This window comes from Psychrobacillus sp. FSL K6-1415, assembly GCF_038003185.1.
GTDB classification, from domain to species: domain Bacteria; phylum Bacillota; class Bacilli; order Bacillales_A; family Planococcaceae; genus Psychrobacillus; species Psychrobacillus psychrodurans.
In genome coordinates this window covers 3,411,502-3,437,584 of the sequence record NZ_JBBOOQ010000001.1, presented here as the reverse complement: position 1 = coordinate 3,437,584, position 26,083 = coordinate 3,411,502, and the positions used below count along the sequence as shown (strand labels likewise).

At 37.6% G+C, this 26,083-nt stretch carries 24 protein-coding genes; 23 read left to right on the top strand and 1 reads right to left on the bottom strand.

What is annotated here, in order from left to right:
* Window positions 1-14: 14 nt before the first annotated feature.
* The 21 genes from purD to MKY60_RS16590 all read left to right on the top strand — a co-directional run bounded on the left by purD (window position 15) and on the right by MKY60_RS16590 (window position 24,898).
* On the top strand, window positions 15-1,274 hold the full coding sequence (purD, locus tag MKY60_RS16685) for a phosphoribosylamine--glycine ligase (protein ID WP_340930653.1): 1,260 nt from the start codon (window positions 15-17) through the stop codon (window positions 1,272-1,274).
* 453 nt (window positions 1,275-1,727) lie between these two features.
* Window positions 1,728-3,458 carry an adenine deaminase C-terminal domain-containing protein gene (locus MKY60_RS16680; RefSeq protein ID WP_090568007.1) on the top strand — a complete coding sequence of 577 codons (1,731 nt, stop codon included), beginning with the start codon at window positions 1,728-1,730 and terminating at the stop codon, window positions 3,456-3,458.
* Between the two features lie 13 nt (window positions 3,459-3,471).
* On the top strand, window positions 3,472-4,518 hold the full coding sequence (locus MKY60_RS16675; protein WP_340930649.1) for a DUF3048 domain-containing protein: 1,047 nt from the start codon (window positions 3,472-3,474) through the stop codon (window positions 4,516-4,518).
* A gap of 81 nt (window positions 4,519-4,599) precedes the next feature.
* Window positions 4,600-4,920 carry a YerC/YecD family TrpR-related protein gene (locus tag MKY60_RS16670; RefSeq protein WP_090568010.1) on the top strand — a complete coding sequence of 107 codons (321 nt, stop codon included), beginning with the start codon at window positions 4,600-4,602 and terminating at the stop codon, window positions 4,918-4,920.
* 113 nt (window positions 4,921-5,033) lie between these two features.
* Complete coding sequence (locus MKY60_RS16665) at window positions 5,034-5,729, top strand: heptaprenylglyceryl phosphate synthase (protein WP_340930648.1); 696 nt, start codon at window positions 5,034-5,036, stop codon at window positions 5,727-5,729.
* Window positions 5,730-5,776: 47 nt separating this feature from the next.
* Window positions 5,777-8,005 carry a DNA helicase PcrA gene (gene pcrA / locus MKY60_RS16660; RefSeq protein ID WP_241598281.1) on the top strand — a complete coding sequence of 743 codons (2,229 nt, stop codon included), beginning with the start codon at window positions 5,777-5,779 and terminating at the stop codon, window positions 8,003-8,005.
* Window positions 8,006-8,026: 21 nt separating this feature from the next.
* Complete coding sequence (gene ligA / locus MKY60_RS16655) at window positions 8,027-10,030, top strand: NAD-dependent DNA ligase LigA (RefSeq protein ID WP_241598283.1); 2,004 nt, start codon at window positions 8,027-8,029, stop codon at window positions 10,028-10,030.
* Between the two features lie 14 nt (window positions 10,031-10,044).
* The gene (locus tag MKY60_RS16650) at window positions 10,045-11,178 is read left to right on the top strand and encodes a CamS family sex pheromone protein (RefSeq protein WP_340930646.1); all 1,134 of its coding nucleotides are present in this window, start codon (window positions 10,045-10,047) and stop codon (window positions 11,176-11,178) included.
* A gap of 84 nt (window positions 11,179-11,262) precedes the next feature.
* On the top strand, window positions 11,263-11,553 hold the full coding sequence (gene gatC / locus MKY60_RS16645; protein ID WP_090568021.1) for an Asp-tRNA(Asn)/Glu-tRNA(Gln) amidotransferase subunit GatC: 291 nt from the start codon (window positions 11,263-11,265) through the stop codon (window positions 11,551-11,553).
* A 21-nt stretch (window positions 11,554-11,574) separates the two neighbouring features.
* On the top strand, window positions 11,575-13,038 hold the full coding sequence (gatA, locus tag MKY60_RS16640) for an Asp-tRNA(Asn)/Glu-tRNA(Gln) amidotransferase subunit GatA (RefSeq protein WP_241598286.1): 1,464 nt from the start codon (window positions 11,575-11,577) through the stop codon (window positions 13,036-13,038).
* 1 nt (window position 13,039) lies between these two features.
* Window positions 13,040-14,467, top strand: a complete 1,428-nt coding sequence (gene gatB, locus MKY60_RS16635; RefSeq protein ID WP_090568027.1) for an Asp-tRNA(Asn)/Glu-tRNA(Gln) amidotransferase subunit GatB — start codon at window positions 13,040-13,042, stop codon at window positions 14,465-14,467.
* Window positions 14,468-15,944: 1,477 nt separating this feature from the next.
* Window positions 15,945-16,574, top strand: coding sequence for a Type 1 glutamine amidotransferase-like domain-containing protein (locus MKY60_RS16630; RefSeq protein WP_340930643.1), 630 nt, complete (start codon window positions 15,945-15,947; stop codon window positions 16,572-16,574).
* A 78-nt stretch (window positions 16,575-16,652) separates the two neighbouring features.
* On the top strand, window positions 16,653-17,216 hold the full coding sequence (locus tag MKY60_RS16625) for a thioredoxin family protein (protein WP_241598292.1): 564 nt from the start codon (window positions 16,653-16,655) through the stop codon (window positions 17,214-17,216).
* Between the two features lie 127 nt (window positions 17,217-17,343).
* Window positions 17,344-18,255: a diacylglycerol kinase gene (locus MKY60_RS16620; protein ID WP_241598293.1), complete on the top strand. Its 912-nt coding sequence runs from the start codon at window positions 17,344-17,346 to the stop codon at window positions 18,253-18,255.
* 271 nt (window positions 18,256-18,526) lie between these two features.
* Window positions 18,527-19,873, top strand: a complete 1,347-nt coding sequence (locus MKY60_RS16615; RefSeq protein WP_340930638.1) for a cytochrome ubiquinol oxidase subunit I — start codon at window positions 18,527-18,529, stop codon at window positions 19,871-19,873.
* Entirely contained in the window at window positions 19,870-20,898 is a 1,029-nt protein-coding gene (locus MKY60_RS16610) for a cytochrome d ubiquinol oxidase subunit II (protein ID WP_093495211.1), read from the top strand. Before MKY60_RS16615 ends, MKY60_RS16610 begins: the two co-directional genes overlap by 4 nt.
* 14 nt (window positions 20,899-20,912) lie before the next feature.
* Window positions 20,913-21,017: a cytochrome bd oxidase small subunit CydS gene (cydS, locus tag MKY60_RS21205; RefSeq protein ID WP_416235963.1), complete on the top strand. Its 105-nt coding sequence runs from the start codon at window positions 20,913-20,915 to the stop codon at window positions 21,015-21,017.
* 298 nt (window positions 21,018-21,315) lie between these two features.
* The gene (locus MKY60_RS16605; RefSeq protein WP_340930635.1) at window positions 21,316-22,023 is read left to right on the top strand and encodes a YjjG family noncanonical pyrimidine nucleotidase; all 708 of its coding nucleotides are present in this window, start codon (window positions 21,316-21,318) and stop codon (window positions 22,021-22,023) included.
* Between the two features lie 128 nt (window positions 22,024-22,151).
* The gene (locus MKY60_RS16600) at window positions 22,152-22,478 is read left to right on the top strand and encodes a YckD family protein (protein WP_241598297.1); all 327 of its coding nucleotides are present in this window, start codon (window positions 22,152-22,154) and stop codon (window positions 22,476-22,478) included.
* 266 nt (window positions 22,479-22,744) lie between these two features.
* On the top strand, window positions 22,745-24,106 hold the full coding sequence (rlmD, locus tag MKY60_RS16595) for a 23S rRNA (uracil(1939)-C(5))-methyltransferase RlmD (protein ID WP_340930633.1): 1,362 nt from the start codon (window positions 22,745-22,747) through the stop codon (window positions 24,104-24,106).
* A 282-nt stretch (window positions 24,107-24,388) separates the two neighbouring features.
* Window positions 24,389-24,898 carry a zinc ribbon domain-containing protein gene (locus MKY60_RS16590; protein WP_269915747.1) on the top strand — a complete coding sequence of 170 codons (510 nt, stop codon included), beginning with the start codon at window positions 24,389-24,391 and terminating at the stop codon, window positions 24,896-24,898.
* A gap of 40 nt (window positions 24,899-24,938) precedes the next feature.
* On the opposite strand, the gene MKY60_RS16585 is transcribed toward MKY60_RS16590, so the two are convergent.
* Window positions 24,939-25,310: a hypothetical protein gene (locus tag MKY60_RS16585; protein WP_340930631.1), complete on the bottom strand. Its 372-nt coding sequence runs from the start codon at window positions 25,308-25,310 to the stop codon at window positions 24,939-24,941.
* Window positions 25,311-25,462: 152 nt separating this feature from the next.
* Here MKY60_RS16585 and MKY60_RS16580 point away from each other — a divergent pair, with 152 nt between their 5' ends.
* Window positions 25,463-25,867: a hypothetical protein gene (locus MKY60_RS16580; RefSeq protein ID WP_093495206.1), complete on the top strand. Its 405-nt coding sequence runs from the start codon at window positions 25,463-25,465 to the stop codon at window positions 25,865-25,867.
* Window positions 25,868-25,870: 3 nt separating this feature from the next.
* Window positions 25,871-26,080, top strand: a complete 210-nt coding sequence (locus MKY60_RS16575; RefSeq protein WP_093495205.1) for a hypothetical protein — start codon at window positions 25,871-25,873, stop codon at window positions 26,078-26,080.
* Window positions 26,081-26,083 lie beyond the last annotated feature (3 nt).

The following is a 26,083-nucleotide window of genomic DNA, read 5'->3' as shown; positions in this document are numbered from 1 at the left end:
GGAGGAATATCTAGATGAATATTCTCGTAATTGGTAGTGGTGGCCGTGAGCATGCAATAGCCAAACAATTCATGGATTCACCTTCAGTTGAAAATGTATTTGTAGCTCCGGGTAATGACGGCATAGCAAGGGATGTTCAGATTGTTCCCATTGATGTGCTGGCTTTTGAAGAACTGGCAACCTTCGCAAAGGATAATAACATTGACTTAACATTTGTAGGACCGGAGCAACCACTGGCAGCTGGCATCGTAGATTATTTTGAAGCAGAAGGTTTACGAATATTTGGTCCCACAAAAGCAGCAGCTCAAATTGAAGGAAGTAAGGCGTTCGCAAAAGAAGTTATGGATAAATACAATATTCCTACAGCTGCGTATGAAACTTTCACAGAGGTAGCTAGTGCGAAGGCATATATTGAAAAGCTAGGAGCTCCAATTGTTGTAAAAGCAGATGGACTTGCAGCTGGTAAAGGTGTCGTAGTTGCCATGACAGTGGAAGAGGCAAACCAAGCTGTGGAAGACATGATTGGTAATCAGTTATACGGAGAGTCCTCATCACGAGTAGTTATTGAAGAGTTTTTAGCCGGAGAAGAATTCTCTTTTATGTCATTCGTCCATAAAGGACAAATTTATCCAATGGTCATCGCACAGGATCATAAGCGTGCTTATGATGGCGATAAAGGACCGAATACAGGGGGAATGGGTGCTTATTCACCAGTTCCACAAATCTCATCGGACATAGTTGACAGAGCGTACGAAACTGTCATAGTTCCAACTGTGAAAGCAATGACAGCAGAAGGAATCACTTTTACAGGTATTCTTTATGCAGGATTGATTTTGACGAATGAAGGACCAAAAGTAATCGAGTTCAACGCGCGTTTCGGAGACCCGGAGACGCAAGTAGTATTGCCCCGAATGACGAGTGATTTTGGAAAGTTCATGTTAGCCTTGATGAATGAAACACCATTTGAATTAACATGGTCCGATGAAGCGGTGCTTGGTGTTGTAATCGCATCTGAGGGTTACCCTGCTGACGTGAAAAAAGGTGCTAAGCTTCCAGATTTAACAGCATTAACTAGCGCAGGATTATATGTTTTCCACGCCGGGACTAAAGTAGAAGACGAAGACTTTATAGCTAATGGAGGACGTGTCATCCTCGTGGCAGCGAGCGAGTCTACTTTAAAGGAAGCACAACAAAAAGTATATGAAGGCTTAGCTGATTTTGAATGGAATGGTCTATTCTATCGTAAAGATATTGGCTGGCGTACATTTCAATAATTGACGATCAGGCAAAGAAAAACGATATGTTTTTCTTTGCTTTTTTAAAGGAAGTATATAAAAGTCTCTCTTGAATATAATCCAGCAATGATTTCCGTGGTATATACACATTTATCCTATAAAATAGTAAACTAATTTGGTGAAAATATCCTTCCAACAGTATATAAAAACATAAAGCAAGTAGCCTACAGAAGGAAACAAGTAATGATAAAATAAAATTGAATCAGTCATAAACGTTCAAGTCTGTCGATGTCTACTGAAAACGCTAGAAATAGCTTTTAACTTAAAGAATTGTGACTCCATTTTGTTAGATTTTACATGTGGATTTCAAGTCTTTATTTCCTAACTTTACCATTTTATTTCCCTGAATTTAAAATTCGCTACTTTGCTTTACTAAAGTACTATGCTAATATTATTTTTATGAGTAAACAAAAAGAAAGGAGAATGGATGGAATGCAATATCCCATTTGGAAGATTGAAGAAATAAGGCATCAGCTCGATGTGGTCAATGGAATGCAGTCACCAGACATTGTTATTACTAATGCAACGTTTCTGCATAGTCATTTAAAGAAATGGATTACAGGAAACATTTGGATTGTAAAAGATCGGATTGTTTATACGGGTTCTGAAATGCCGTTAGTTTCCGACCAAACAGAGGTATATGATGCAACTGGTCAAAAAATTGTACCAGGTTATATTGAGCCTCATGTACATCCATTCCAGCTTTATAATCCACAAACCTTTGCAGATTATGCTGCTCAATTAGGAACGACTACATTTATCGCAGATAACTTAACTTTTTTCTTGATGCTTGAAAATAAGAAAGCGTTTTCATTAATAGATGAACTACAAAAAAGGCCATTTTCTTTTTATTGGTGGGCACGTTTTGATTCTCAAACGGAGTTAGAGAATGAAGAAGAATTGTTTACTTCAAAAACAGTAGGAGAATGGATAAAGCGTCATGATGTCATAATGGGCGGTGAGTTGACAGGGTGGCCACGCTTACTTTCAGGTGATGATCAAATGCTTTATTGGCTGCAGCAAGCTAAGACAAATGGTATGAAAATTGAAGGGCATTTTCCTGGAGCCTCTGAGCGCACGCTTGCAAGGATGCGTTTATTAGGAGCAGATGGAGATCATGAGGCGATGACCATTGAAGAAGTGGAGCGGCGTATTCTTCATGGATATGCGGTAACACTCCGTCATTCGTCGATACGTCCAGATTTACCACAACTATTAAAGGATATTTTAGAAAAAGATCTTCATATTTTTGATCATTTAATGATGACGACAGATGGAGCAACTCCTTCGTTTCATGTGGATGGAGTTATGGATAAATGCATTCAAGTCGCACTAGATGCAGGAGTGAAACCGATTGATGCATATTTGATGGCATCCTTTAATGTGGCGAAATACTATAATTTGTCTAATTTACATGGCGTAATTGCAACGGGACGTTTTGCAAATCTCAATTTCTTAAAGGATGAGCAAAGTCCTGTCCCATTAAGTGTATTATCCAAAGGAGTATGGTTGAAGAAAGAGCAACAAAAGACGAGAACATTAGAGCCAATTGACTGGTCTCCTATGCCAGACTTAAACTTGTCGTTTGATGTATCAGAAGCAGACTTTCAGTTCTCGATACCGTTTGGTATAGAAATGGTAAATGATGTAATTACTAAACCCTATTCCATCTCATTTGATACAACCGACATCGAGCTATCAAAAGATCACGATGAAAGTTTTCTATTGTTATTAGACCGTAAAGGGAAGTGGAAGGTATCCACACTTATTAAAGGTTTCGCAACTTCTCTAATGGGCTTCGCTTCTTCGTACTCTAATACAGGAGATATTATATTAATTGGGAAGAATAAAAAAAGTATGCAACAAGCCTTTAGGGAAGTTAAGAAAATGAATGGTGGAATAGTCATTGTAGAAGATGAGCAAGTTGTTTGTTCTATTGAACTTCCAATAGGCGGAGTACTTTCTAATAAGTCAGTAGAAGAATTAATAGAAGAAGAGCTAGTATTAAAAAAAGAACTAGCTAATAGAGGATTTAAGCATGGGGATGCGATTTATACATTGTTATTTCTACAAGCGACACACTTACCATATGTAAGGATTACGCAAAGAGGAATTTTTGATGTGATGAAAAAACAAGTATTATTTCCAGCATTAATGAGGTAGGGGGACGTTGGTTGTGTTCAAACGATGGGGAATTTTAATAGCTGCTAGTGTACTTCTCGTAGCTTGTTCCAGTAAAGATGAAGCAGATCCAGTAGAAGAGATAATAGAAGATGTAGTGGAAGAAGTAGAAGTACAAGCGGAGGAAGAAGTGCTGCCGTATAGGGCTCCCTTCACTGGTATTGGCTCAGAAAAAGAATTGACACAAAGACCCGTATTAGTCACTATCAACAATCATCCGATCGCACGTCCACAGTCGGGAATAGCAAAAGCAGATATCATTTATGAAATGTTAGCAGAAGGCAATGTGACAAGATTTTTAGCAGTGTACCAAAGTGAGATTCCAGAAAAACTTGGACCTGTTAGAAGTGCTAGAGATTACTTTGTTGACGTTGCCAAAGGGCTAGACGCATTTTATATTGCACATGGATATAGTCCAGATGCTCAAAAAATGCTGAGTTCTAGAGTAGTTGATAATATAAATGGAATGCAATACGATGGCATATTATTTGAGCGATCAAGTGAAAGAAAAGCTCCTCATAATTCGTATATTACAAAAGAAAAGATTTTAGCAGGTGCGGAAAAAGTAGGAGCTTCGATGGAAATGAGTAAAATACCTAGGTTCTCTTTCTATGAATCCTTTGAAGGGATAAAAATTGGTAATCCCGTATCTAATTTTTCTATCCATTACGGATCGGGCTCATCTTTTGAGAATGAATATACGTATATATCGGATGAGGGTATTTATGAGAGAGAGACCGCTGGAGTTCTTACAATAGATAAAGAGACAGACAAAGCTATTAAAATTGCAAATGTAATATGCATGGAAATTCCACATAAAGTTATTGATAGTTCTGGTAGACGTCAGTTATCTTTGAATGATGGAGGAAGAGCTTATATATTCCAAGCAGGTATTATGAAGGAAATCGAATGGGAAAATATTGATGGAATTCTTATGCCGATGGAAAATGGGGTTCCTGCAAAACTAGTACCGGGACAGACTTGGATCAATTTTATACCAACTAGTCCTGGATTAGAGGAAATGGTAACTTATTTACCTTAACTAGCCTAGGTATTGTATGTAATAAGTGAAAATCCAGATACGAAATAATATAGCCAATTAAATAAAGAGGAGATGACCGCAATGCAGATTGAAAAAATTAAAGGCAATCAAACCGAACAACTATTTAAAGCGGTACTAGAATTAAAGGATATGGAAGAGTGCTATCGATTTTTTGATGATCTATGTACGATAAGTGAAATTCAATCCTTGGCACAGCGTTTCGAGGTCGCACATTTATTGCGCTTGAAAAAAACATATGAATCTATAAAAAAAGAAACTGGGGCAAGTACTGCAACAATATCACGTGTAAGACGTGCATATGACTATGGTAATGGTACCTACGATGAGATGTTAGGGCGACTATATCCTGATGAAAATCCAGTACCAACAATAAAAGAGTAGGAAGAAAAATATAAGTTTTCAAAATATGTTAGAACATGTACTGAACAGCGATGTCTGTTCAGTTTTTTTGTTATAATGGATGAATGTTAACTAATTAGATGTAGGTGAAAAAAATGGAATATAAAGATTGGCGACATATATTTAAGTTAGACCCGGCAAAACCTATAGGTGCAGATGCTCTAGAAAAAATCTGCGAATCTGGTACAGATGCAATTATCATCGGTGGATCTGACAATGTAACACTCGACAATGTGATTGATTTGCTCATGCGTATTAGAAGGTATGCAGTTCCTGTGGCATTAGAAGTATCTACGATTGAATCTATTACACCTGGGTTCGATTATTATTTTATACCGAGTGTATTAAATAGCTCTGAAACGAAGTGGGTAAAGGATTTACATCATGCAGCTACCAAGGAGTTCGGAGAAGTTATGAATTGGGATGAGATTATCCCAGAGGGGTATTGCATTTTAAATCCCGATTGTAAAGCGGCAAAATTGACGAATGCAGTGAATCCGAGCAGTGAAGAAGATATAATAGCTTATGCGGAAATGGTGGAGTATTTATTTAAATTTCCAGTCTTCTACATGGAATATAGCGGAATGTATGGAAACGTAGAAACTGTGAAAAAAGTAAAGAATCGTTTAAAAAACACAAAGCTATTTTATGGTGGAGGTATACAAACAGAGGAGCATGCAAGACAAATGGCTACCTATGCGGATACAATCATTGTGGGCAATCAAGTATACGACAACTTGGCAGAGGCATTAAAGACAGTTCAAGCTGTAAAGAAATTGAGTAAACAATAGAATTACGATATGATTAGGGAACAAATGTTCTCGAAAGGAAGTGCACTATGGAAATCATCGCGAAAAACCTATTGAATGGTATGAATAAAGAACAAGAAGAAGCCGTGAAGACAACAGAAGGTCCACTTCTTATTATGGCTGGTGCAGGTTCAGGGAAAACGCGTGTATTAACGCATCGAATCGCATATTTAATCGTGGAAAAAGAAGTATACCCATCGAAAATCTTAGCAATCACCTTTACAAACAAAGCGGCAAGAGAAATGCGTGAACGTATTAACGGCTTATTGGGAGCAGGAACAGGGGAAAGAATGTGGGTGTCAACGTTTCACTCCATGTGCGTACGTATTTTAAGAAGAGATATTGATCGAATTGGATACACAAAAAACTTTTCGATATTAGATACAAGTGATCAATTAACGGTTATTAAAAATGTGCTAAAAGAACAAAATATTGATTCGAAACAATATGACCCTCGCTCGATGCTTAATGCCATCAGTGGTGCCAAAAATATTTGTATCGATTCGGATACGTATCGTGCGCAGATGAATGAGATGAATCCATTTGAAAAGACAGTGGCAAATGTGTATCAAAGCTATCAAAAAAAATTGAGAAAGAACCAATCCCTCGATTTTGATGATTTAATCATGTTGACATTGACATTATTTAAACGAGTTCCTGATGTGCTTGAATTTTACCAAAACAAGTTCCAGTATATCCATGTGGATGAATATCAGGATACGAACAAAGCACAGTATGAACTAGTGCAGATGCTTGCTAAAAAGTTCAAAAATATTTGTGTCGTTGGTGACTCGGACCAATCAATTTATCGTTGGCGTGGAGCTGATATTCAGAATATCTTATCGTTTGAAAAAGATTACCCAAATGCAAAAGCAATTATGCTAGAGCAAAATTATCGTTCATCACAACGAATCTTACAGGCAGCAAATGACGTCATTGGTAATAACACGAGTAGATATCCGAAGGTTTTGCGAACGGAGAATCTAGAAGGGGAAAAAATCGAGTTATTCCGAGCGATGAATGAACAGCAGGAAGCACAATATGTAGTTCAAAAAATTCAAGACTTGATGGAACTAGAAAATCGTACTTTAAATGATTTTGCTATTTTATACCGTACGAATGCTCAATCCCGTGTGATGGAGGAAGTGCTCGTTAAATCGAATATGGCTTACACAATTGTGGGCGGCACAAAATTCTATGATCGTAAAGAGATTAAAGATTTACTTGCCTATCTACGTTTGATAGCCAACAACGATGATGATTTGTCTCTTGCTCGGATTATTAATGAGCCTAAACGAAACATTGGAGCGACATCCTTTGAACGTATGGCGCTCTATGCACTGGACCAGGACCGCTCGATTTTAGACGCGTTAAGTGAAGTGGACTTTATGGGGATACCAGCTCGTGCTGTAAACTCAGTTATTCAATTTCAAGGGTTAATCAATAACCTGACCCAAATGCAGGAGTTTTTGTCTGTGACAGAAATTGTCGAGCAAGTGCTAGATAAGACAGGATATCGCACGATGTTGAAAAATGAAAAGACAATTGAAGCAGAAAGTCGCTTAGAAAATATTGAAGAGTTTCTGTCTGTAACGAAAGAATTTGAGAAACAGAGTGATGACAAGTCGTTAGTTGCATTTTTAACTGATTTGGCACTTATCTCAGATATAGATAAATTGGATGAAGATGAAGATGTATCTAAAGGGAATATTATTTTAATGACAATGCATGCGGCAAAAGGGTTAGAATTCCCTGTAGTATTTATCATTGGGATGGAAGAAAACATCTTCCCACATTCACGATCACTTGGTGACGATGATGAAATGGAAGAGGAACGACGCTTGGCCTACGTGGGAATCACTAGAGCAGAAGAAAGACTTGTAATTACCTGTGCGCAGTCTCGAACTATTTTTGGTCGTGGAAGTTTTAATAGCCCATCTCGTTTTATCAAAGAAATTTCAGATGATATTCTGGAAGTCGTTGGTTGGACAAAAGATATTGGCAAAAATCCAGAAAGACATGCAAAAGCTATTGGTAATACTCGTAAAGCAGTAGTTACTCGTCCAGCATACAACGAGTCTGGTGGAGAAAAAATGGGCTGGCAAGTCGGAGACAAAGCGACTCATAAAAAATGGGGTGAAGGTATGGTTGTCAGTGTTCGTGGAGAAGGTGAGAATACTGAGCTAGATATTGCATTCCCAAGTCCTACGGGTATTAAGCGTCTGCTTGCAAAATTTGCCCCAATCGAAAAAGTATAATCACAACAGGAGGAACCCTGGATGGATCAGTTAGAACAACGAGTACAAGAGCTACACAAATTGTTGAATGATTATGGACATGCCTATTATGTATTAGATGATCCTATTGTTCCGGATGCCGTATACGACCAATACTTGCATGAACTAATAGCTTTGGAGGAACAAAATCCAGATTTAATATTACCAGATTCTCCTACTCAGCGAGTTGGTTCCATCGTAAGTGAAGGCTTTAAAAAAGTAACTCATGCAAATCCAATGCTAAGCCTATCCAATGCATTTGGCGAAGAGGATTTACGTGATTTTGATAAACGCATTCAAGGTATTATCGGTGAGTCACCAACGTATGTATGTGAATTGAAAATTGATGGTCTTGCAATTTCCTTATTATATGAGAACGGACTTTTAAAAAGAGGAGCTACCCGTGGCGATGGTTCCATCGGTGAAGATATTACAAGTAATATTAAAACCATTCGTTCGATTCCAATGCGCTTAAAAGAAAAGGTAACCATAGAGGCAAGAGGGGAAGCGTATATGCCAAAGTCTTCCTTCTCTAAGTTGAATGAAGAACGTACGGCACAAGCAGAAGTCTTATTTGCCAATCCACGTAATGCAGCAGCAGGTTCCTTACGTCAGCTCGACCCTAAAATTACTGCTAGTCGTAATTTAGCCATGTTCGTATATGGTATGGGTGGCGATGGTGAGGATCAGAATATAGACAATCATTTGGATGCACTAGGATTTATGAAGAAACAGGGGTTACCAACTAATAAGGAAACAAAAAAATGTACATCCATTGAAGAAGTACTTAGCTTTATAGAAGAATGGACGAAAAAAAGACATGACATTCCATATGAAATAGATGGGATTGTTATAAAAGTAAATGACTATGCACAGCAAGAAGAGCTAGGGTTTACAGCGAAGAGTCCACGCTTTGCGATAGCGTACAAATTTCCGGCAGAGGAAGTAGTTACTAAAATTATCGATATCGACTTAACGGTTGGTCGTACGGGTGTTGTCACTCCAACTGCTATTTTAGAACCGGCACAAGTAGCTGGATCTACTGTGCAACGTGCAACACTTCATAACGAAGATTTAATCCGTGAAAAGGATATTAGAATTGGTGATCATGTTATTATCAGAAAAGCTGGAGATATTATTCCAGAAGTAGTTTCCGTTATAAAGGAAGAGAGAAAAGGCACGGAAGTACCATACGAAATGCCAAGCCATTGTCCTGTTTGTGAAAGTGAATTAGTAAGAATCGAACAAGAAGTCGCACTTCGTTGTGTAAATCCACAATGTCCCGCTCAAATCCAAGAAGGTATTTACCACTTTGCGTCTCGCAATGCCATGAATATTGATGGACTTGGTGAAAAAGTGGTAGAACAGCTGTTTAGAGAACAATTAATAAAAGATATTTCAGATCTATATAATCTGACAGTGGACGATTTAGTAAAGCTTGAGCGTATGGGACTCAAATCGGCAACTAATTTAGTGGAAGCAATAGAAGCATCTAAAGCAAACTCAATGGAAAAAGTATTATTTGGACTTGGAATTCGCCATATTGGGGAAAAAGCGGCTAAAATATTATCCGAGAGTTTTCATAGCTTTGATGCGCTAATGAAAGCAACAAGAGAAGAGCTTATAGCGATTTTTGAAATTGGAGACAAAATGGCTGATTCATTAGTGACCTATTTTGAGCAAGAAGAAGTCCAATTACTAGTTAATCGCTTAAAAGAAGCAGGATTGACACTAAAGTATACTGGTAGAATTATTGATGCGAATGTAATGGAAAATAGTCCATTTGCAGGGAAAACAGTTGTTTTAACAGGTAAACTAATGCAACTATCTCGTACAGAAGCAAAAGAAAAAATAGAGTCATTAGGTGGTAAAGTTGCTGGAAGTGTCAGTAAGAAAACAGATTTGGTCATTGCTGGAGAAGAAGCAGGATCTAAACTTGAAAAAGCCACAAGCCTCGGTATTGAGGTTTGGGATGAACAAAAATTATTAGACTCCATAGCGGAGTAAAGGGAGTGGCGAACATGACCAAAAAACATATAGGCATGTTGACGCTGGCTTTATTACTAATGGTCTCTGGTTGTGCCCCTTCTTTGGATGACAAAACAGAGGTTATACAAAATACAGAAGAAGCAGAAGAGGCCAAATCAGTAATAATTCCGAGTTTGCAGCTTGACGAAACATATTATCGAACATTATTACCTTACGAGGAAAGTGCGAGTAGAGGATATGTAGTATCCAACTTATCTACTAAATATGATATGAAGGAAGTGGAAAATGGACTTCTTCGTATTTCTCAAAATGAGTTCTCGCCAGTAAAGTATTTGTTCCAGGAAGGGCAATATCTAGATAAAGACACACTAGATAATTGGCTAGCAAGAAGTAATCAAAGAGAAGGTGGATTAAATCCAGACGATAAAGGTTTAACTGGAGAGGAAAAAGCAAAAAAAGCTCCGGTTTATATTACGCATATCGTGGAACAAAACTATTTAGAAAAAGTAGATAATAAAGTAAGTCTCTCAGGAATTTCCATAGGATTGGCGTTAAATTCAACTTATTACTACGAGAAAGAAAAATATGGTGCTATATATGAAGAGAAACTGACCCAGGCTCAGATTGAAGAGAATGGCAAACGAATTGCTGAAGAAGTAGTTACCCGTTTACGTAAAATGGATGGTCTTGCTGATATTCCAATTGTAGTCGGCTTGTTCAAACAAAATAGTCGGAACGCAGTTGTTCCAGGAACATATTTTACGTATAGTACAGCGACAGCAGGAAAAAATGTATCTGACTGGAAAGCAATTGACGAGGAGTATGTTCTATTTCCTACTGCGGACTCTCAAGAAAAATACCGTGATTTAGATACAGTTTTCCGCGGCTTCAAACAAGATGTAGAAACATACTTTTCCAATTATACGAGTATTATTGGGACAGGTTATTTCAAAGATAAGCAACTTCAAAAGTTGACAATCACTATTCCTATACAGTTTTATGGTACTGCAGAGGTTATTGGATTTACACAGCATCTTGCAGGCTTAGTAAAAAATCTCCCTGCGATGAATATTGAAGTACAAGTGAATTCGATAGATGGTGCAGAGGCATTATTAGTGAAAAAAGCTGGTGATGAAGAACCGTATGTGCATATATACACACAATAAGGAGTAAAGAGGTACTCTCTGTTCAAGCAGAGTGAAAAATGATATGATATTTCGTATGGTTACCTGAATTCGGAGGTGTGATAAATGGCGGAGTTAACAAAAGAAGAAGTAAAGCATGTTGCCCATCTTGCGAGACTTGCAATTACAGAGGAAGAAGCAGAAAAGTTTGCACTTCAACTAGGAGCAATCACGGAATTTGCTGAGCAATTAAAAGAGTTGGATACAACAAATGTAGAACCTACTACACATGTCCTTCCATTAGTAAACGTGCTACGTGAAGACGTAGCTACTAAAGGTTTGGAAAGAGATACGATGATGTTAAATGTGAAAGACCAAGAAGCTGGTCAAGTAAAAGTACCATCAATTATGGATTAATAAATGTAAGGAGGGAAAATCATGACGTTATTTAATCGCTCATCGAAAGAATTACAAGGGCTTATACATAATAAAGAAGTTTCTTTAGTGGATTTGACAAACGAAGCTTTTGCACGTGTAGAAAAACTTGATGGCGAAGTAGAAGCCTTCTTAGCTTTGAATAAAGAAAAAGCATTAGAAACAGCTACAGAATTAGAAAAAATACCTTTTGAAGAACGTGGACCATTATTCGGTTTACCGATCGGAGTAAAGGATAATATCGTAACAGAAGGATTAGAAACTACTTGTGCAAGTAAAATTTTACAAAGATTCAATCCTATTTATGATGCAACGGTTGTGAAAAAGTTACGCGAGGCTGGTATGATTACAATCGGTAAATTGAATATGGATGAATTTGCAATGGGATCTTCCAATGAAAATTCAGCCTATAAAACAACTAAAAACCCTTGGTCATTAGATCGTGTTCCTGGTGGTTCTTCAGGTGCATCAGCAGCAGCAGTAGCAGCTGGTGAGGTGCCGTTCTCGCTAGGTTCAGATACTGGTGGATCTATTCGTCAACCAGCATCCTATTGTGGTGTTGTCGGCATGAAACCTACGTATGGACGTGTTTCTCGCTTCGGTCTAGTAGCGTTTGCTTCTTCTTTAGATCAAATTGGTCCGATCACTCGTAACGTAGAAGACAATGCACTACTTCTAGAAGCAATTTCTGGAGTTGATGCAAATGATTCTACTTCAGCAGATGTTGATGTTCCAAACTTTGTAGCAGCTTTAACAGGAGATATTAAAGGTCTTCGTATTGCTGTACCTAAAGAATATTTAGGAGAAGGTGTAAGTGAAGCAGTTCGCCAATCTATTATGGATGCGTTGAAAGTATTAGAAGAACAGGGAGCAACTTGGGAAGAGGTTTCATTGCCACATTCTAAATACGCTTTAGCTACATACTATATTCTTTCATCTTCTGAGGCTTCTTCCAACCTTTCTCGTTTTGATGGAATTCGTTATGGCTTCCGTGCTGAAAACGTTGAAAACTTATTGGATCTTTATAAAGAAACTCGTGCACAAGGATTTGGTGACGAAGTTAAACGTCGTATTATGCTAGGTACTTATTCATTAAGCGCAGGTACTTACGATGCTTACTATAAAAAAGCACAGCAAGTTCGTACACTTATCAAACAAGATTTCGATAAAGTTTTAGCGGATTATGATGTAATTGTCGGACCAACGGCACCAACTCCAGCATTCAAAATTGGAGAAAACGTAGAAGATCCATTGACGATGTATGCAAATGATATTTTAACAATTCCAATTAACCTTGCAGGTGTACCAGCAATTTCTATCCCTTGTGGATTTGAAGATGGATTACCACTAGGTCTACAAATTATCGGGAATTATTTTGACGAGTCAACGATTTATCGCGTAGCACATGCTTATGAGCAATCTACTGATTTCCATAAACAAACTCCTCAGATTTGGGAGGGAAAATAACATGAACTTTGAAACAGTTATTGGATTAGAAGTACACGTAGAGTTAAAAACTAACTCGAAAATCTTCTCATCAGCACCTAATCATTTTGGGGCTGAACCAAACACAAACACAACAGTAATAGACCTAGGATACCCGGGTGTATTACCTGTATTGAATAAAAACGTAGTCGATTTTGCAATGCGTGCAGCACTTGCGTTAAATATGGAAATCGAGCAGAATACGAAGTTTGACCGTAAAAACTATTTCTATCCAGATAATCCGAAAGCATATCAAATTTCACAATTTGATAAACCAATCGGTAAAAATGGTTGGGTTGAAATTGAAGTAAACGGTGAGAAAAAACGTATTGGAATTACTCGTCTTCATATGGAAGAGGATGCTGGGAAACTTTCCCATGCGGATGGATATTCTTTAGTTGACTTTAACCGTCAAGGAACTCCGCTAGTTGAAATCGTTTCAGAACCAGATATCCGTACACCTGAGGAAGCTTATGCTTACTTAGAAAAAGTAAAATCTATTATCCAATATACAGACGTTTCAGATTGTAAAATGGAAGAAGGATCTTTACGCTGTGATGCGAATATTTCTATTCGCCCTTATGGTCAAGAAGAATTTGGTACTAAAACTGAGTTGAAAAACTTAAACTCGTTCAACTTTGTACGTAGAGGACTAGAGCACGAAGAAGTTCGTCAAGCAGAAGTATTATCTGCTGGTGGAATCATTGAACAAGAAACTCGTCGCTATGATGAGAAAACTGGTAAAACGATTCTTATGCGCGTTAAAGAAGGTACGGACGATTATCGTTATTTCCCAGAGCCAGATTTGGTGGATCTTGTAATTGATGATGCATGGTTAGAACGTGTACGCTCAGAAATCCCAGAGCTACCAGATGCTCGCAAACAACGTTATATAGAAGAGTTAGGGTTATCTCCATACGATGCACATGTATTAACATTATCTAAGGATATGGCTAACTTCTTTGAAGCAACTATTGCTGATGGAGCTGACGTAAAACTATCTGCTAACTGGATGATGGGTGAGGTTTCTGCATACTTAAACGCAGACCAAAAAGAATTGAAGGATATAGAACTAACTCCTGCTAATCTTTCTGGAATGATTAAATTGATCTCGGATGGTACTATCTCATCAAAAATCGCGAAAAAAGTTTTCAAAGAGCTTGCTGACAACGGTGGAGACGCTGCAGAAGTCGTAAAAGCTAAAGGCTTAGTACAAATTTCTGACGAAGGCGCCCTACGCGAAATCGTAACAGCAACACTTGATGCTAATCCGCAATCTATCGAAGACTTCAAAAACGGGAAAGACCGTGCAATCGGCTTCCTAGTTGGACAAATCATGAAAGCAACAAAAGGCCAAGCTAATCCGCCTCTTGTTAACAAAATCTTGAACGAAGAAATCGTAAAACGCTAATACTCAGGGATGCCCATTTCATTTGGGCATCCTTTTTTCTATGAAAGTATCCGCTCCCAAGCGCAAGTAAACCCCAATAAGGAAGCTTTTCACAAAGGCGAAAAGCTATTAGCATATAAATCTTCCAGATAATCCCGTTTAGCAAGTAAAAGCATCAACTCCGCAAGTAAACTGGTCCCGAGCGCAAGTATCTAACCAACTTCGCAAGTAACACCACCTCGAGCGCAAGTAAAGCCCATCCCACCGCAAGTAAATGCAAATAAGGAAGCTTTTCACCAAGGCGAAAAGCAAAGAGTATTTAAATCTTCCAGATAATCCCTCTTAGCAAGTAAAAGCATCAACTCCGCAAGTAAACCGGTTTAGAGCGCAAGTATCTGGCTAACTCCGCAAGTAAATCCACCACGAGTGCAAGTAAAGCCCATCTCACCGCAAGTAAATTCAAATAAGGAAGCTTTTCACCAAGGCGAAAAGCAAAGAGCATTTAAATTTTCCAGATAATCCCGTTTAGCAAGTAAAAGCATCAACTCCGCAAGTAAACCGGTCTCGAGCGCAAGTATCTAACTAACTCCCCAAGTAAATCCACCACGAGTGCAAGTAAAGCCCATCCCACCGCAAGTAAATCCAAATAAGGAAGCTTTTCGGCAAGGCGAAAAGCTAAGAGCATTTAAATCTTCCAGATAATCCCTCTTAGCAAGTAAAAGCATCAACTCCGCAAGTAAACCGGTCGCGAGCGCAAGTATCTAGCCAACTCCGCAAGTAAATCCACCTCGAGCGCAAGTAAAGCCCATCCCACCGCAAGTAAATGCAAATAAGGAAGCTTTTCACCAAGGCGAAAAGCAAAGAGTATCTAAATATTCCAGATAATCCCATCTTAGCAAGTAAAAGCATCAACTCCGCAAGTAAACCGGTCTCGAGCGCAAGTAAAGCCCATCCCTCCGCAAGTAAATGCAAATAAGGAAGCTTTTCGCCAAGGCGAAAAGCTAAGAGCATTTAAATATTCCAGATAATCCCTCTTAGCAAGTAAAAGCATCAACTCCGCAAGTAAACCGGTCTCGAGCGCAAGTATCTGGCTAACTCCGCAAGTAAATCCACCACGAGTGCAAGTAAAGCCCATCCCAGCGCAAGTAAATACAAATAAGGAAGCTTTTCACCAAGGCGAAAAGCAAAGAGTATTTAAATCTTCCAGATAATCCCTTTTAGCAAGCAAAAGCATCTACTCCGCAAGTAAACCGATTCCGAGCGCAAGTATCTAACCAACTCCGCAAGTAAATCCACCTCGAGCGCAAGTAAAGCCCATCCCACCGCAAGTAAACCCACTTATAGAAGGTTTTTCTTATATATAATCGGTGCTCTCTCGTATAGCATACAAGCCTCTCATTCACCCATATTTTAGGGATACAAAAACTAAATAGTATTTATTTCGATGTGTGTTGATGCTATGATGAAAGAATATTTTACGTAATGGGGAGTATGCAAAGTGGAGTTATGTTTTATTGGTGGTGGGCACGTTTTAAAAGGTGAGTTGGATGAAGTATTTGAAGAATTGTCGAAGAGGATTAAACCAAATTCGAAAGTTTTAGTTGTTCCTTTTGCAACGGAAATTTCAAAGTATGATAGCTGGATGGAAAGTTTAATACAGGTTTTCTCTAACATTTCAAATGTGAGACTAGATTTATTACATGAGGAACTTTCCACAAAAGAAATGGTTTCGATGATAAATGAGAGTGATGTTCTATATTTAATAGGTGGCAGACCAGAAAAGTTACTCAAGATAATCGAAGAAAAAGAACTTTCTTCAAGCATTAGAAATTATCCTAGGTTACAAATTGGTTATAGTGCAGGTGCTTTGGCATTTTGCCGGGAATGTATTTTAACAAAAGACGATGATTATCCAGAGTCGTTAGTGATAAAAGGTTTAGGTTTAGTAAACTTTAGCGTGGAAGTACATTATAACGAAGCATCTGATGATGAATTATTTGCACTTTCCACTGAACGTACTATTTATGCTCTCCCAGATGGAGGCGCCATTTTTTATAGGGATGGAGAAATACATAAAAAAGTGAATGACGTTATTTTATTTCAAGCGAAGAAGAAATCAATAGTATAAAAAGGTTATGGAATAGTCTAGCTTGTTTGAATAACGATTGAAAACGAAGTATACTTAGAAAAAAAGGAGGCAACTCACTTGTCTACAGAACAACAATATTTTGAAAATGCAAAGCCACTAACTCAATATATGGATGATATGACTACGAAGAAAGAAGAATCTTTCAGCATCTACAATAAATTCGATGTACCCGCAGATGATGAATTTATTGAAGTATTAAAGGAAAAAACACCACATATACTAGTTATTACAGAAGACTGGTGTGGCGATGCGATGATGAATAATGCTATTTTACGTAAAATTGCAGAGGCTGCTAATATTGAAGTACGTGCTGTTTATCGCGATGAAAACTTGGATTTAATAGATCAGCATTTAACAAATGGTGGCCGTTCAATTCCTGTTTATTTGTTGTTAAATAGAGAAGGTGAAGTGGTTTCTAAATGGGGTCCACGCGCAGAGTTAGTTCAACAGTTCGTAATGGATGGTAGAGCAAAGTTTCCTGCAAAAGAAGATCCTTCTTTTGAGGAAGTACAAAAAGAATTTTATGCGCAAATGACTAATGAGTTTGTCAGCAATCAGGAATTTCATCTAGCTGTATATGAAAGCATACGTAATACTTGGATTCAAGCACTACAAAAATAAAATATTACTAACCATATTCCTAAAGGAGTCGGCTAGAGTCGACTCTTTTAATAGTGTCATGGAACTTTTTGTAATGATATATAGTCTTTATGAGAAGTAAGTATTGTGAAGCAGAAAGGAAATAAGTATGAAACGTGCAAGAATTATCTATAATCCAACTTCCGGAAGAGAGTTATTTAAAAAACATTTACCAGAGGTTTTGGAAAGCTTAGAGATCGCTGGATATGAAACATCATGTCATGCGACCACAGCTGAAGGTGATGCCATCGAGGCAGCGAAGAAGGCGGTAGAAAATGGCTTTGATATTATCATTGCATCTGGAGGAGATGGAACGCTTAATGAGGTAGTTGCAGGTGTAAGTGAATTTGAGAAACGTCCTAAAATTGGGCTAATTCCGATGGGAACGACAAATGACTTTGCTAGAGCTGTTCATATTCCAAGAGACATAAAAAAAGCAGTGGATATTATTATTAAAGGTGATTCGATTCCAGTGGATGTAGGCTTAGTTAATGATCGCTATTTTATTAATATTGCTGGTGGCGGTCGAATTACGGAACTTACTTACGAAGTACCGAGCAAACTTAAAACGATGCTTGGGCAGCTTGCCTATTATTTAAAAGGTATAGAGATGCTTCCATCGATCAACGCAACAAAGGTTAGAATTGAATATGATGGGGAAGTATTTGAAGACGAAGTAATGATGTTCTTAGTTGGTTTAACGAATTCAGTAGGTGGATTTGAAAAACTTGCTCCAAATTCGAGTATTAACGATGGGTTATTTTCTTTATTGATTCTAAAAAAAGTGAACATTGCTGAATTTATTCGTGTAGCGTCTTTAGCCTTACGCGGAGATCATTTAGCAGATCCACATGTGATTCATAAAAAAGCAAAACATATTAAAGTTACTTCTGATGATAAAGTTCTTCTTAATCTAGACGGGGAATACGGTGGGAATATTCCTGCAACATTCCAAAATTTATATAGACATATAGAGGTCTTTGTTCCAATCGATGAAATTCGAGAACAGGATAGACCGTAAGCAAAAGCTCAGCATTATATATGTTGAGCTTTTTTGTATGCAATTTTAAAGCCTTAGAAAATCGAAATTCCCTGCCTAGCTATCATAATTTTGTATTACCTTCATAATAATAAAGTTCAATAACTTTTATTTTGGGTATTATGTAGGTAAAGGAGTGAAGCACATGTATAAGAAACAGGAAAAGTATTTAATGTGGCTTGCTTTTATTGTGGCAGGAATCATGATGCTATCGATTGCGGGGAGAATATTTGGTAATTAGAAAGGGGGAAGAATGATGAATGAAGAATCCGTATTTTTTAGTCGCGTACTAACCGAATTGACCTTATCGTTTCATATTATTTACGCAACTATTGGTGTTGGTGTTCCTTTAATGATTATGATAGCCCAATGGGTAGGTATTAAAAAGAATGATGAACATTACATATTACTAGCAAGAAGATGGGCAAGAGGATTCGTAATTACTGTAGCGGTTGGTGTAGTGACTGGAACAGCGATTGGTATGCAACTTTCTTTACTCTGGCCGAACTTTATGGAACTAGCGGGAAATATTATTGCCCTTCCACTATTTATGGAGACATTTGCTTTCTTTTTTGAAGCTATTTTCCTAGGAATTTACTTATACACATGGGATCGATTTGAGAATCAAAAGAAGCATCTTCTGTTACTTATTCCAGTAGCTGTTGGAGCATCATTTTCCGCTGTTTTTATCACAATTGTAAATGCATTTATGAATGCACCCCAAGGGTTTGATGTATTAAATGAAGAGTTAGTGAATATTAGCCCACTGCTAGCTATGTTCAATCCTGCTATGCCCACAAAGGTAGCACATGTAGTAGTGACTGCGTATATGACGTCTGCATTTGTGTTAGCGGCAATTGCAGCTTTCCGTTTATTGAAAGGCTCGAATCATATATATCATAAAAAAGCATTATTCTTAACGATGAAGGTTGGCTTAGTATTCTCAATTGCTACTGCTATTATTGGTGACTTTTCAGGGAAATATTTAGCTGAATATCAGCCAGAAAAGCTAGCAGCTGCGGAATGGCATTTTGAAACGGAAGAAAGTGCACCACTAATTTTATATGGAATCTTAGATGATGGAGAAGTGAAGTATGCGATAGAAATACCTTTTGCTTTAAGTATTCTAGCGCATTTTAATCCGACTGCTGAAGTAATTGGTTTAGATCAGTTCCCTGCAGATGAAACACCACCGTTATATATCCACTATCTTTTCGATATTATGGTGACGATTGGTATGTCGATGGTAGTACTTTCGGGATTATACTGGCTAGGTACGAAGCTAAAATGGGCATTTGTTAACTCCAAGTGGTATCGTTGGCTCATTGTTCTAGGTGGACCGGCATCAATTATAGCGATTGAAGCAGGATGGTGGCTTGCAGAAGTCGGAAGGCAACCTTGGATTCTAAGAGGTATTATGCGAGTCGAAGATGCTGCAACGACCAGTCCCCATGTGGATATTATGCTCATACTATTTGCAGGACTGTACTTGGTACTTGGTATCGGAAGTATTGTAGTTTTAACACGTATGTTTAGGAAAAACCCAGTGGAACAGGAAATAGAGGATAGACATGTAGAAAAAGGCGGTGATATATTATGACATTAGAAATCATCGGAATCTTTGTGTTATGGACGTTTCTTTTTGGCTATTTGGTCGTTGCATCTATAGACTTTGGCGCAGGTTTTTTTAATGCTTACAGTTTACTCACTGGTAAGCAACGAATTCTAACGAATATTATACAGCGCTACTTGTCACCAGTTTGGGAAGTAACGAATGTGTTTCTTGTATTTTTCTTTGTTGGCATTATCGGATTTTTCCCGAAGACTGCTTTTTATTATGGTACGACCTTACTAGTACCTGCGAGTATAGCGTTAATATTACTTGCAATCCGTGGCTCCTACTATGCTTTTGAAACGTATGGTTCTAGAGGGCATAAGGGATATTCATTTATGTATGGTCTTGCTGGTCTATTTATCCCAGCAGCACTTTCCATTGTATTAACTATTTCAGAGGGCGGCTTTGTTCATATGATTAATGAATCACCAACTCTCGATTATGAAGCGCTATTTACAAGTCCTCTCACATGGTCGATTGTAGTGCTAAGCCTTTCTTCTGTTTTGTATATTTCATCAGTGTTTTTGACCTGGTATGCCAATAAAGCAGGTGATTTAGATGCAACAAGGCTGATGAGAAAGTATGCGCTCATTTGGGCACTTCCCACCATTATAACAGCGGGCGGAATTATGGTGGAGCTCCGTTCACATAATCTGGAGCACTATGAAAATATGCTCGATATATGGTGGGCATTTGCATTGTCGTTATTGCTCTTTATCGGAACAGTATGGTTATTATGGTCGAAACGAAGTTACGGACTGGCATTTGTGCTACTAGGAGGGCAATTCTTAATAGCGTTCTTCTCATACGGATTTGCGCATCTTCCATATTTATTGTATCCACACTTAACGATATATGACAGCTTTACAAATGAAGCGATGGCTATTGCCTTAATCGTCGCTTTTATAGCTGGGCTTGCTCTGTTAATCCCATCGTTGTATTTATTACTAAGATTATTTTTATTCAATAAAGACTATGTACGTGGAAAAAAAGAAAATAACCACGCGTAAGGAGGAGAGATTATATGACAGAGTTTATGATATTTTACGCACCATTCATCGTATTAATCGGCTCCATTATCGTAGCCTTTTGGGCTGCTTCTAGGGACGGAGCAGTGAAGGACGAATAAAAGGTAATGACCTCAATCGTATAGATTGAGGTCATTTTTTATATTGAGGATAGCCCTAAAAAGATTAAAATAGCCCATAGACAATTAAATAGATCCCATAAATCTAAAAATCTCCACTAAAACTTGCACTAAAACCCTAAAATTTATTAAAATAGCCCATAACTTATCAAATATAGCTCATAAAATACATTTTTGCCAATAAAATAGTCTCTTAATACTGGATAACAATAAAGGCTATTCCAGTATTATATTCAACTTAATATGCTAAAATTATAGGAGTATGAAAGGTGGAATTTATATGAGATACGATGTACTATTGTTTGACTTGGATGATACATTGCTCGATTTTGGAATGACTGAACAGAATGCACTCAGTCTTTTATTTGAAGAGTATGGACTTCCAAATGGTTTAGAAGATTATTTTACTAGTTATAAATCGATTAGTAAGGTGTTATGGGATGACCTTGAGTATGGTCGCACATCTTTAGCAGAATTAAAGGTCGAACGTTTTAAACGATTATTTATAGAACATTCCTTAGATATAGATCCGATACTATGCGGTCAAAAGTACATAGAAAATTTAGGAAAAGAAGTTCATATGATTGATGGAGTAGAGGAATTGTTTGCAAGCTTAACAGATTTTCGAATTGCACTCCTTACTAATGGATTTAAAGACGCCCAACATGCTAGAGTAAATGGCTCGGCATTAAAAAATCTCTTTGAAATCATAATTACCTCTGAAGAAACAGGATTTCAAAAACCGCAAAAAGAAATTTTTGCATATGCATTAGAACGACTTCAAATTTCCGATCCATCGCGTGTATTAATGATAGGAGATTCACTTTCATCCGACATCCAAGGTGGAAATAATTTTGGAATTGATACATGTTGGTTTAATCCAAAAAGAAAACTAAATCATACTGATATCCAACCGACATTTGAAATTCATACCTGGGATCAGTTATCAAAAATCGTAAACAAGCAAATTACGGAAGTAAAACAATAATTAAGGGACCTCAAAATTGAGGTTTTTTTGTTTATATCCACCTTTAGAAACTATACAGTTTTTCAAAAAAAGGATAAATGATGTCAAATAGCACACGATAAAACAAAACAAGAGAGGAGGAAATGTAAATGAGTATACGTTGGTTAAGTGTAATGACAGCGATTTTAATGACTGTTGGGTTGATGGGTTTGACGTCAATGGAGGCAAAGGCCGACATGCCAACAGATGTAAAATTAACGTCGGAGCAGCAAGAAGAGATGAAGGCCTTACAACAAGAAGCTCTTAAGCAAAAGAAAGAAATTATCAACAAATACGTTGAGTACGGCGTCTTTTCGAAAGAAAAAGGTCAAAAAATAATAACTCATTTAGAGCAACGTTATATAAAAATGGAACAGAATGGGTTTGTTCCAATCTTTCATGACGACTATAAAAGACATCGAAGTAAAGAATCCTAACCAATAAAGTATTAGCAACCAAAGTAATAATTTTGGTTGCTTTTTTTGATTTTTAGCGTAAGTTAAAATGTATGGAATTTCACGAGAAACTTTATGCAGAAAGCTAATCGTATTCCAGGAAAAGCAATAAATCGAGCTAGAAGACCCCAAAAATACATATACAGATAAAATAACGGAAAAATATATGATTATGCGTATGAGTCAGCAGACTTGTACGCATTCTTTTTGGTATAATGAATCAATCATAACTAGAACGGAGTTTAACATTGAATACACCAGTACAAAAAAATGATCAGTTAACAGTCCATATTGAAGATTTAACACATGACGGAGCAGGAGTCGCAAAGGTCGATGGATATCCTCTATTTATAACTGGAGGCTTACCGAACGAAACTGTCGAAGTACATGTGCTAAAAACATTAAAAAACTATGGCTTTGCCAAATTGAAAAATATCGTGGAACCTTCACCATTTCGTGTAGAAGCACCATGCCCAGTGTTTTATGAATGTGGGGGCTGTCAGCTTCAGCATATGACGTATGAAGGGCAGCTTGAGTGGAAAGAAAGTATGGTTCGCAATGTCATGAAACGCATAGGGAAGATAGATGCGCCTGTGCTTCCTGTAAAAGGCATGGACAAGCCGTGGGAATACCGCAACAAATCTCAAATTCCATTCGATTTAGAAGATGGTGAAGTAATCGCAGGATTCTATCAATCGAAATCACATCGAATTGCAGACACGAATACTTGTTTAATACAAACAGATGAAGCAGATAGATTACTAAGAGCAGTAAAAGAAAATGCGTTGAAACTAGATTTAATTCCATACAATGAAGAAACGAAAAAAGGCCAGCTTCGCCACCTAGTCGTACGTAAAGGACGAGCAACTGGAGAAGTGATGGTTGTACTAGTAACGAAGCATGCGAAATTATCGAAGCAAGAGGAAATTATTCAGTTCATTCGTGAAGTAGAGCCGAATGTGAAATCGATTGTTCATAATGTAAATAACCGAAACACAAATGTGATCTTTGGAAATGAAACAAACGTTATCTGGGGCAAAGCTGTTATTGAAGACTTAATCGGAGATGTTCGCTTTGAAATTTCGGCTCGCTCATTTTATCAAGTAAATCCAGAACAAACTGAAGTACTTTATAAACAAGCTTTGGATTATGCTCAGCTTACAGGTGATGAAACAGTTGTTGATGCTTATTGTGGTATTGGTACAATCTCTCTATTCTTAGCACAAAAAGCAAAACAAGTACTTGGTGTAGAAATTGTTCCACAGGCTATTGAAGATGCAAAAAGAAATGCGGAGCTGAACGGTTTTACTAATACTTATTTTGAGGCTGGTCCTGCAGAGGAAGTTATACCTAAATGGTACAAAGAAGGAAAACAAGCGGATGTCTTGGTAGTTGATCCGCCAAGAAAGGGCTGTGACGAAGCACTACTTACGACAATTATTGAGCAACGTCCTAAGCGTGTTGTTTATGTTTCTTGTAACCCTGCCACCCTTGCTCGTGATTTGAGAATTTTAGAAGATGGTGGTTATAAAACGCAGGAAGTGCAGCCGGTGGATATGTTTCCACAATCAACACACGTTGAGACGGTCGCGTGGCTGGAGTTGAAATGAAGAATGAAACCCTTGGAAATGGCTTGTTGATGCCATTTCCAAGGGTTATTTTTATGTAAAGAACCGAAATTGAGTCGGAGTTTTAGGTGTGTTTTTAAGGGATATTGGCTTTGTGAGTGATGGAGAAGTAGAGAAAGGAGGTGCTGTTTTGCGGACTAAGTTTAATTGTTTGGCAAAAGGGAGAACAGTTTAGCAATACATCTTAATTCAACCTTAATGTATTTTTTTACCACATTTAAATCCTTAAAAACAAAAACAGGGAACGCTAAATAGTTCACAAATTTGCGTAAAGTTTTGTTTGCCATTCAATACTATTGTGAAGAGCACGGCTTGAATGCATATTCACGCACTCCAGAATCAAATCCTTTTGCAGGCAAAATAATTTGCGGAACATGCAATCAAGCCTTTACAAGAAGAGGGTGGAAGACACGCGATGTATACCGAAAAGTATGGCAGTGCCAAGAACGCTACCGAGCGAAAGGTGTGCAAGGCTGTACGAATCGACATGCGGATGAAACGATTCTTGAGAAAGTGTTTATGATGGCTTGGAATACTCTTATTGAGAACCGAGATGAGATAAGGGCACGATGGGAGACACATGCTGAATTTGGTAATACGCTTGAGCAATACAGAGCAGTTCAGTTCGAAGACATAACAGAAAACGCAAAACACATTACAGATTTTGAAATAGATTTTATGTTAAAGGCACTAGATCACATCACCGTTTCTGAAAGTGGGAAACTGGTCGTTACCTTCATGGATGGAACGAAGATGGAACTTGGCGGTGAATGAAATTAACTAGCATGGTGGCTGATTTGGATGAGAGTCCAGGTCAGTCATTTTTATCTTCTTTATTTTCCTCATAATTATGAACCACCCAAGCATGACCGTCCTCGCTGATCATGATGCTGTCTTTATCATGATTAATATTCATCATTTTCGGCAAATTCAAATAAACCAAACAGTTTTTGATTATCTCATTATATTGCTGATTAAGATCATTCCAAGTAGCTGTCAGTTGTTCGATTTGCTCACTCTTAATATCTAATTCTCCGACCAAACTCCGTATGATAGTTACATCTTGCTTTATCAGGCAACCAATATAAATGCCGTATTGTTCAGTAAGTTCATCGTTTTTTTGTAAATCCCTCAAAGTAATCTCCTGATATGATTTTCTTGAGAAAAAGTCTATTAGATTATTCATAGTAAACCCTCCATTCTATTTCTAATAACACTATACATTGCTCTATAATAATTTGTTACGGAACTTATTTGTACAAATGTGTGTACAAATATGTGTACAAGTATATTTACATGCAATACATTTTTATATATATTTGAGTAGAGGTGAATGGCATGAAAATTAATATTAATGATCTAGTATCATTTGAAAAAGTCATCAGTGAAACTAAGGATGTTTTTGAAACAGTTGATGAAATTGGGAAAGTGATAATCTTAAAAGATAACAAACCTGCCTATATTCTATTAAAATATGAAGAAAATGCGGAAATCGAAGCTACTTCTCCTGCAGCCAAAGCTGAGTATACGTTACAGGAGGCGATGAAGATAGTATTGTCCGAAGTGGAAAATCGGACACTCCATGCTTCTGAATTAGCAGATATTATTTATGATAGAAAACTTTATGTACAGAAAAATGGTGAAAAAGCGAAGTACAACCAGGTTAGAGCTCGGTGCAGTCATTATCCAGAGATGTTTGAAGCATTGCCGGGAAACTATATAAAACTAAGAGAGGGTGTATAGTAAATGGCTACATATAAAGAGATACAAGATTATATAAAAGAGAATTTTGGTTACACAGCTAAGACATGTTGGATAGCTCATACAAAAGAAATATGCGGTCTGTCACCGAAAGTTGCTAATAATAGAAACAATGTTAATGAGAGGGTATTTCCATGTCCGGAAAAAAAGCAAGAAGATATAAAAAAAGCATTTCGTTACTTCGGAATGATCTAGTTG

Excerpts from the sequence above, each read along its gene's own strand:
- purD (WP_340930653.1), top strand. The coding sequence starts at position 15 with ATGAATATTCTCGTAATTGGTAGTGGTGGCCGTGAGCATGCAATAGCC.
- MKY60_RS16680 (WP_090568007.1), top strand. The coding sequence starts at position 1,728 with ATGCAATATCCCATTTGGAAGATTGAAGAAATAAGGCATCAGCTCGAT.
- MKY60_RS16670 (WP_090568010.1), top strand. The coding sequence starts at position 4,600 with ATGCAGATTGAAAAAATTAAAGGCAATCAAACCGAACAACTATTTAAA.
- MKY60_RS16665 (WP_340930648.1), top strand. The coding sequence starts at position 5,034 with ATGGAATATAAAGATTGGCGACATATATTTAAGTTAGACCCGGCAAAA.
- pcrA (WP_241598281.1), top strand. The coding sequence starts at position 5,777 with ATGGAAATCATCGCGAAAAACCTATTGAATGGTATGAATAAAGAACAA.
- ligA (WP_241598283.1), top strand. The coding sequence starts at position 8,027 with ATGGATCAGTTAGAACAACGAGTACAAGAGCTACACAAATTGTTGAAT.
- MKY60_RS16650 (WP_340930646.1), top strand. The coding sequence starts at position 10,045 with ATGACCAAAAAACATATAGGCATGTTGACGCTGGCTTTATTACTAATG.
- gatC (WP_090568021.1), top strand. The coding sequence starts at position 11,263 with ATGGCGGAGTTAACAAAAGAAGAAGTAAAGCATGTTGCCCATCTTGCG.
- gatA (WP_241598286.1), top strand. The coding sequence starts at position 11,575 with ATGACGTTATTTAATCGCTCATCGAAAGAATTACAAGGGCTTATACAT.
- gatB (WP_090568027.1), top strand. The coding sequence starts at position 13,040 with ATGAACTTTGAAACAGTTATTGGATTAGAAGTACACGTAGAGTTAAAA.
- MKY60_RS16620 (WP_241598293.1), top strand. The coding sequence starts at position 17,344 with ATGAAACGTGCAAGAATTATCTATAATCCAACTTCCGGAAGAGAGTTA.
- MKY60_RS16615 (WP_340930638.1), top strand. The coding sequence starts at position 18,527 with ATGATGAATGAAGAATCCGTATTTTTTAGTCGCGTACTAACCGAATTG.
- MKY60_RS16610 (WP_093495211.1), top strand. The coding sequence starts at position 19,870 with ATGACATTAGAAATCATCGGAATCTTTGTGTTATGGACGTTTCTTTTT.
- cydS (WP_416235963.1), top strand. The coding sequence starts at position 20,913 with ATGACAGAGTTTATGATATTTTACGCACCATTCATCGTATTAATCGGC.
- MKY60_RS16605 (WP_340930635.1), top strand. The coding sequence starts at position 21,316 with ATGAGATACGATGTACTATTGTTTGACTTGGATGATACATTGCTCGAT.
- MKY60_RS16600 (WP_241598297.1), top strand. The coding sequence starts at position 22,152 with ATGAGTATACGTTGGTTAAGTGTAATGACAGCGATTTTAATGACTGTT.
- MKY60_RS16585 (WP_340930631.1), bottom strand. The coding sequence starts at position 25,310 with ATGAATAATCTAATAGACTTTTTCTCAAGAAAATCATATCAGGAGATT.
- MKY60_RS16580 (WP_093495206.1), top strand. The coding sequence starts at position 25,463 with ATGAAAATTAATATTAATGATCTAGTATCATTTGAAAAAGTCATCAGT.
- MKY60_RS16575 (WP_093495205.1), top strand. The coding sequence starts at position 25,871 with ATGGCTACATATAAAGAGATACAAGATTATATAAAAGAGAATTTTGGT.